9 protein-coding genes are annotated in these 6930 nt (G+C 70.3%); all 9 read left to right on the forward strand.

The window, feature by feature from the left end:
* On the forward strand, window positions 1-360 hold a 360-nt coding region (locus VF665_RS13160; protein ID WP_331053890.1), incomplete at its 5' end, for a helix-turn-helix domain-containing protein.
* A 214-nt stretch (window positions 361-574) separates the two neighbouring features.
* Complete coding sequence (locus tag VF665_RS13165; protein WP_331053891.1) at window positions 575-1060, forward strand: pilus assembly FimT family protein; 486 nt, start codon at window positions 575-577, stop codon at window positions 1058-1060.
* Between the two features lie 115 nt (window positions 1061-1175).
* Window positions 1176-1658 carry a GspH/FimT family pseudopilin gene (locus VF665_RS13170; protein WP_331053892.1) on the forward strand — a complete coding sequence of 161 codons (483 nt, stop codon included), beginning with the start codon at window positions 1176-1178 and terminating at the stop codon, window positions 1656-1658.
* Window positions 1645-2067 carry a prepilin-type N-terminal cleavage/methylation domain-containing protein gene (locus tag VF665_RS13175; RefSeq protein WP_331053893.1) on the forward strand — a complete coding sequence of 141 codons (423 nt, stop codon included), beginning with the start codon at window positions 1645-1647 and terminating at the stop codon, window positions 2065-2067. Before VF665_RS13170 ends, VF665_RS13175 begins: the two co-directional genes overlap by 14 nt.
* A complete protein-coding gene (locus VF665_RS13180; RefSeq protein ID WP_331053894.1) occupies window positions 2057-2932 on the forward strand; it encodes a PilW family protein in 876 nt (291 codons plus the stop codon). Before VF665_RS13175 ends, VF665_RS13180 begins: the two co-directional genes overlap by 11 nt.
* A gap of 7 nt (window positions 2933-2939) precedes the next feature.
* Entirely contained in the window at window positions 2940-4211 is a 1272-nt protein-coding gene (locus tag VF665_RS13185; protein ID WP_331053895.1) for a pilus assembly PilX N-terminal domain-containing protein, read from the forward strand.
* Between the two features lie 166 nt (window positions 4212-4377).
* Window positions 4378-5415 (forward strand): type IV pilus assembly protein PilM, encoded by a 1038-nt coding sequence (pilM, locus tag VF665_RS13190; RefSeq protein ID WP_331053896.1) that lies wholly within the window; start codon window positions 4378-4380, stop codon window positions 5413-5415.
* Between the two features lie 40 nt (window positions 5416-5455).
* A complete protein-coding gene (locus VF665_RS13195) occupies window positions 5456-6193 on the forward strand; it encodes a PilN domain-containing protein (RefSeq protein WP_331053897.1) in 738 nt (245 codons plus the stop codon).
* Between the two features lie 4 nt (window positions 6194-6197).
* The gene (locus VF665_RS13200) at window positions 6198-6815 is read left to right on the forward strand and encodes a type 4a pilus biogenesis protein PilO (RefSeq protein ID WP_331053898.1); all 618 of its coding nucleotides are present in this window, start codon (window positions 6198-6200) and stop codon (window positions 6813-6815) included.
* Window positions 6816-6930 lie beyond the last annotated feature (115 nt).

Here is a 6930-nt window from a genome sequence, read left to right on the forward strand (position 1 = left end):
AAGCGCCTGCACATTGACTCGCCGGAGCTCACGCGCAGCGTCCTCCCGGTTCTCGCCGCCTACCCCTGGCCCGGCAACGTCCGCGAGTTGGAGAACGTGCTGGAGCGCGCCCTGGTCCTCTCCGGCGGACGCATCACCGAGGAGCACCTCCCCACGCACGTCCGCGCCGGCAAGCAGCTCTTCGAGGTGCGCGACGACGAGGCCGACCTCTCGGTCAAGCGCCGCCTCCCGGCGCTGGAGCGCACCCTGATCGCCCGCGCGCTGGAGCGCTGCGGCGGCAACCGCACCCGGGCGGCGGACCTGCTGGAGCTTTCCGTACGCGCCCTTTCCTACAAGATCCGCGATTACGGGCTGGAGTAGCGCACCCCGATCACGTAAAAAACATCTGGATTGGCCGCTCCATCTTCCCGGATGGAGCGGCTTTTCTGTCTCCGGATCGCCAACAAACGCGAACCTGTCCGTTTTGTGGCGGGTCGCGGTTTGACGTGCCCCTCGCCCCAAAGCATTCATGGTGGACGCGCGGTTCGGGCCGTCGCGGGGGGAATGCGGACACGAGCGGGGAACGGAGGGGGCGATGCAGGGGATGGATGCGGGCTTCAGCCTGCTGGAACTGGTGGTGACGGTGGGGCTCGCCGGCGTGCTGTGCGCCTTTGCGGTGCCGCGGATGGACCGGGAACTGGCGCGCATGCAGGTGCGGGCCGCGGCCAACCGGGTGGCGGGCGACCTGGCCCACGCGCGCGGCGTGGCCATTCGCGAAGGGGCGGGCGCCGTGCTGGTGCTGGAGCCGGCCGCGGAGTGCGCGCCGCGCTTTCGCGGCCGGCGGGGCGGATACCAGTACCGGGTGGGCGCGCGGGGGCAGGCGGCGGAGCGCATGCGGCGGGTAAACCTGCGGGCGGCGGGCGGGCGCGTGTGCGCCGAAGTCAACGGAGCGGACAGCGTGGAGTTCACCTCACGCGGGCTCCCGCGGGGCTTTCACAACCGCACCTTCTGGGTGTGGCAGGGTGCCGTGGCCGACACGCTGACCCTTTCCGCCGTGGGGCGCGTGCTGCGGGTGCGGTAAGGAAAAACAATTCGAAATCCGGAAATGTTTTCCGCACGCGGGGAGCGGCCAAGGGGTGAAAACCACGTAGCCGCAAGGGTTTCGGCAGGGCACGGAAGTTACGTTGCTGCCCGGCATGAGCAACCCACTTTCTTCCCGTCTGGGCAGCCGGGCCGGCATGACGCTCACGGAGCTGATGATCACGCTGATCGTCGCCGCCGTGATCCTCGCCACGGCCGTCCCCAAGCTGACCTCCTTCGTGCGCCAGTTCACGCAGCGCAGCGCCACGTCGCAGCTGGTGGGCGATCTTACGCTGGCCCGCGCCCAGGCCGTGCGCGTGGGGCGCACGGTGCAGCTTACGCTGGTTGACACGTCCAGCTACCGGGTGTCGTACACCGGCACCACGGCCGACACGCTGGTCAAGAAGGTCACCATCGAGGGCTCCAGGCGCGGCGTGACCCTGAAGCCGCTCTCCGGCGGCTATCCCGCCACCGTGAGCTTCGATTCGCGCGGAATGCGGCGCACCGGGAGCGCGTCGGCCCTCATGGTCGTGCGCGCCGGCGGCACCGATACCATCAGCATCTCCTGGGTAGGAAGGGTGTATCGTGGACAGCAGTAGCATCGCCGCTCCGCGGCCCGCGGCCGGCGGGCGCGACGGATTCGCGCTCATGGAAGTGCTCATCGCCATGGTGATCCTGGCCATCGGGCTCATGGCGCTGGAGTCGCTGGCCATCGGCGCCAGCCGCAGCATCACCAAGGCCAACCTCACGACGGAATACACGCTCGTGGGCTCCCAGTACATGGAGGCCGCGCTGGCGGCGGCCCGCAGCGGAACGGCGCCCACCGGCGGCAGCACCACCCTGGCCAGCGGAACCCGCATCGACCAGGTGGTGGAGACGGTGGCGCTGGCCGGTCCGGCGGGCACGCTGTACCGCGTCACCATCACCGTGACCCCGTCCACGTCGGCACGCAGGGGGGTCACCCTGTCGCCCGTCACCCTTACCGGCAGAGCCTTCCGTGCGCCCTGAACCCGTATCCGCTCCGCGTGGCCGGGCCGGCTTCACCCTGGCGGAACTGATGGTATCGCTGGTGGTGGGCGGCATCCTGGTAGGGAGCGTCTTCAACTTCGTCAACGGCCAGGCCCGCATGGCCAGCGTGCAGAGCGCCCGCGAAGAGGTGCAGCAGAACGCCCGCGGCGCCCTGGAGATCGTGGGCACCGACCTGCGCGGCGCCCTGCGCGCCGGGCTGGTGACGGCCGAACGCCAACTCGTGGAGCTGTACCTGCCCGCCCGCTGGGGCGTGGTGTGCCAGTCCTCCGCGACCGCCACCGTGGTCATGTTCCCCACGGACGGCTCCGCCGCCCCGGGAACGGGAGATACCTGGGGGCTGATGGTGAATACCTCGGCCGCGGGGTGGGCGCCTACGGCGGCGTCGGCCCGCGCCACCATCACGGGCGTGGCCGTGGTCAGTGCCACCGACCCGGCGTACGGCTGCACCACGCTTTCGCCCGGCGGGCCGGTGACGGCGTACCGCCTTACGGGAGCCAACCACCCCACCAACACCACCGCCGGCAACGTGGCCATGGTGTACCAGCGGGTGCGGTACGACGTGGCCGCGGGGCCGGGGGGCGACTGGATCCGGCGCAGCAACGGCGTGGAATCGTCCGGCTTTTCCATGCAGCCGCTGGCCGGGCCCGTGGTGACGGACTCGGTTCGCCTGCGCTACTTCGCGGGCACCACGGAGCTCACCCCGCCCGTGGCCAGCCCGTCCACGGCGGGCATCACCTCCATCCGGTTCCACGTGCGGATGGCCAGCAAGCAGCAGGCGCGGTCCACCACCGGGCGCAACTACCGCCAGGACTCGGTGACCGTGCAGATCCGCAACACCTTCTGAGGCCCCGATGAACCGATCCCTTCTGGACTCCCTTCGCGACCGGCGCGGCGCCGCCCTTCCCGTCGCGCTCTTCGGGCTGGTGGCGGTGAGCCTGCTGGTGACCACGGCCCTGCTCACCTCCAGCACCGAGTTCGCCATCAGCTCGGCGCACCGCGGCGCGGCCTCGTCGCTGTACAACGCCGACGCGGCGCTGGAGCAGTACGTGGCCGACCGGCTCACGGCCGTGATCCCCACGGGCCAGGACCGCTTTCTCCCCAGCGACACCACGGGCGCGGTCACCACGGCGGTGGGGCCCGACGGAAAGACGTACAGCTTTACCGTGGCGCGCCTAGTGAACGGGTCCATCCAGTACGTTACCACCGCGGCGGGCAACCGGGTGCGCAGGTCGCAGCTGTATTCCCTTACGGCCATGCCGCCCAGCGGCCGCGGCCGCGCCGTGGGCGCCTTTGTGGGCGTCACGCGCGAGGCGGCGCGCGTGCAGACCAACATCAACGCCGGCGCCGTGTCGGGCGGCAACCTGTCGGTGTCGGGCAACGCCACCATCAGCGACGGCCGCAGCGGCACCAACTACTGCGGGCTGAGCAACAACACCGCGCCGTTCTCCGTGCAGGTGACCTCCGGCGCCACCATCTCGCGGGGCGGAAGCAGCACCTTCGAGGGCGCCACCAACGTGGCGGGCTTCACCAAGGAGCAGATGGCCGACACGCTGCTGGGCCCGGGCGTGACCCTTCGCCAGCTCGCCGACATGGCCACCATCCAGTTCGGCCGCCGGTGGAACAAGCCGGAATTCAACGGCGGGCGCATCGACTCGGACCCGGACCAGCCGGCGGGCTACGACTGGGGCTGCCCGCAGGTGCTGCTGGGCACCTCGCTCACCTGCCCCACGGGCTCGTCCACGCGCAATGTCGTGGTCGCCATCGACGCCACCGGGCTGAACGGCAACGAAGTCAGTCTCACCGGCCGGTACGGGCAGGGGATGATCATCGTGCTGAACGGAAGCCTGAAGATCCAGGGCAACTTCACGTACAAGGGGATCATCCTGGTGGAAAAGGACATGTTCATCCGCGGCGGATCGGCGGGGCAGGAGTCCAAGATCGAAGGGTCGGTCGTGTCGTTCGGCGCCTCCAGCACCGTCGAAGACAACATCAACGGTACGGCCACCATCAAGTACAACCGCTGCGCCATCAACGACGCCGAAGAGGCGCTCAATGGCTCGGCGCTGCAGACTGCCGCGCAGAACGCCGGCGGTACGTACGCCTGGTACGAACTGATACGGTAAACGCATCGGCGGCACGGGTTAGCGCGGGCATGTTTCCTCTGCCTTGACGGGGAAGCATGCCCGCGCTACCATACCCGTCAGCCTTCCCGCAAACACCCGTTCGCCACGCACCTCGCCGCCCTCCGCGGCGCCCCGCGTTTTTCGCACCCCGATTCTTTCCGAATCCATGGTTTCGCTTTTCCGGCGCAACAAGAGCACGGTTGGCCTCGACATCGGCAGCGGGTTCATCAAGGTGGCCGTGGTGGACCATTCCGGCGCCGAGCCCGAGCTGACGCACGTGTCGCACACGCCCCTGATCGCCGACGCGATCGTGGAGGGCGAGGTCATGGACCCGCAGATCGTGGTGGAGACGGTGCGGTCGCTGGTGGAAACCTCGGGCCTCAAGCCCAGGCGGCTGGTTTCGTCGGTGGGCGGGCGCGACGTGATGGTCAAGAAGATCCAGATGGACCGCATGAAGGAGGCGGACGCGCGCGAGGTCATTCGCTGGGAGGCCGAGCAGTACGTTCCCTTCGACATGGAAAACGTGCAGCTGGACTTTCAGATCCTGGACCCGCTGGACGACGGCCTGCAGATGAGCGTGCTGCTGGTGGCCGCCAAGCGCGAGGTGGTGGACCAGCGGGTGGGGCTGCTGCGCGACGCCGGCCTGTCGGCCGACGTGGTGGACGTGGACAGCTTCGCCCTGCACAACGCCTTTGAGTACAACTACCCGGAGGCCATGGAGGGGATCGTGGCCCTGGTGAACGTGGGTCACGAGATCGCCACGGTGAACGTGCTGCAGGACGGCGCCATGGTGCTCACCCGCGACGTGCCCTTCGGCTCGCGCCGCCTGCGCGAGGACATGCGCCGCATGCACGGCCTCACGGTAGAAGAAGCCGACGCCGTGCTGCAGGGCCGCTCCGAGCGCGCCGGCGAGTTCAGCGAACTGCTGCGCCAGGGCGCCGACGACCTGTCGGTGGGCGTGGAGCGGGCGCTGGCCTTTCTGGGTGGCGACGCCGTGCCCGGCCGCGTGTACGTGTGCGGCGGCGGCGCACGCATTCCCGGGCTGGTGGACGTGCTGGCCGCGCGCCTGCGCGCCCGCACCGAGGTCGCCTCGCCCCTGCAGCGCCTGCGGGTGCGCCCGGGCGTGACCTCCTTCGTGGCGGTGGACGAACTCGCCCCCATGCTCATGCTGTCGGTGGGCCTCGCCCTGCGCGGCGGCGCGTGAGCCGCGCCCGACCTTTCCGGAACGATTCGGAGAATTCCTCGTGATCGAGATCAACCTGCTTCCCGGCGGCAGCGCCGGCGCGCGCAAGCCCGCCGCCCGCCGCGCCTCGGGAAGTGTGAGCCTTCCCCGGGTGGGGGGCGACCCGCGCCTTGCCGGCGCCGCCGGCGCGCTGGTTCTGCTGCTCGTGTTTGCCGCGTACTACACCTGGACGTCGGGCTCGCAGATGGCGGCGCTCACCGCCGAGGTGGAGCGCGAGCGGGCCGACTCGGTGCGCCTGGAGGCCAGCATCGCCCGGCTCAAGACGCTCGACACGCGCCGCGACACCATCGACCGCAAGATCCAGGTGATCCGCAGCGTGGACGGCCGCCGCTTCGTGTGGCCGCACCTGATGGACGAGGTGAGCCGCGCCACGCCGCCGTACCTGTGGCTCACCAAGCTGGCGGTGGCCGACGACGCCGGCGCCACCCCCGCCGCCCCGCCGCCGCCGCCCAAGACCGCGGCGGACTCGGCCAAGGCCAAGGCCGATTCGGCCGCCGCCGTGGCGCAGGCAGCCGAAGGGCCCAGCTTCAACGTGGAAGGCAACGCGGGCAACACGCAGTCGCTCACCCGCTTCATGCGCAACCTGGAAGGGTCGCCCATGATCCGCGACGTGTCGCTGGTGACCAGCGAGCAGACCGACGTGCAGGGCCGCAGCGTGCTCAAGTTCACCCTGGAGGCCCGCTGGGAGAACCCGGACCCGGCCTTCGTGCAGACTCTTCCCCTCGTAAGCACCCGATAACCGCATGGCGCTTCCGCCGCTCGAACCGCAGCAGAAGAAGTACCTGCTGTACATGGTCGTCGCCGTCGCCCTTCTCGGCTTCGGGTTCTACGACCAGGTGTATTCCAAGAGAAGCGACAACATCGCCGGGCTGGAGACGCAGCTGGAGGCGCTCAAGACGGTGAACGGGCGCAGCCGCTCCATCACCCAGGGCAACGAGGCGGCGGTGGACGAGCGGCTGGCCCTGTACCGCGAGCAGCTGGAGCTGGCCGAGGGGCTCATTCCCTCCGCCGAAGAAGTGCCCAACCTGCTGGACGCCATCTCCGCCGAGGCGCAGCGCACCGGGGTGGAGCTGCGCTCCATTCAGCCCGTGGGCGCCACGGAAGAAGAGTACTACACCCGCCGCGTGTACGACCTGGCGGTGACGGGGCAGTACCACCAGATCGGCGAGTTTCTGACCCGCGTGGCCTCGCTGCCCCGGGTGGTGACGCCCACCAACCTCACGGTCGCGCCCGAGGCGTCGCCGTCCGGACCCGCTGCGCCCGCCGCCGCCCCCCGGGGCGGCGTGCCGCTGCAGGCCCGCTTTTCCATCGAGACGTACGTGATTCCCTCCACTCCGATCACCGATGACGCGAGCGCCTGAGCGCGCCCTGCGCGCCGGAGTGGCGGTTCTGGCCCTGGCGGCCGGCACCGCCCTTTCCGCCCAGCAGCCCGCGGCGCGCGGCGGGGCCCCGGCCCCGGCGGCCGCGGGCGCTGCC

It is taken from the genome of Longimicrobium sp. (assembly GCF_036387355.1).
GTDB lineage: Bacteria > Gemmatimonadota > Gemmatimonadetes > Longimicrobiales > Longimicrobiaceae > Longimicrobium.

What these genes read in the sequence shown, in the direction of transcription:
- VF665_RS13165 (WP_331053891.1), top strand. Translation starts at nt 575, where the DNA reads ATGCAGGGGATGGATGCGGGCTTCAGCCTGCTGGAACTGGTGGTGACG.
- VF665_RS13170 (WP_331053892.1), top strand. Translation starts at nt 1,176, where the DNA reads ATGAGCAACCCACTTTCTTCCCGTCTGGGCAGCCGGGCCGGCATGACG.
- VF665_RS13185 (WP_331053895.1), top strand. Translation starts at nt 2,940, where the DNA reads ATGAACCGATCCCTTCTGGACTCCCTTCGCGACCGGCGCGGCGCCGCC.
- pilM (WP_331053896.1), top strand. Translation starts at nt 4,378, where the DNA reads ATGGTTTCGCTTTTCCGGCGCAACAAGAGCACGGTTGGCCTCGACATC.
- VF665_RS13200 (WP_331053898.1), top strand. Translation starts at nt 6,198, where the DNA reads ATGGCGCTTCCGCCGCTCGAACCGCAGCAGAAGAAGTACCTGCTGTAC.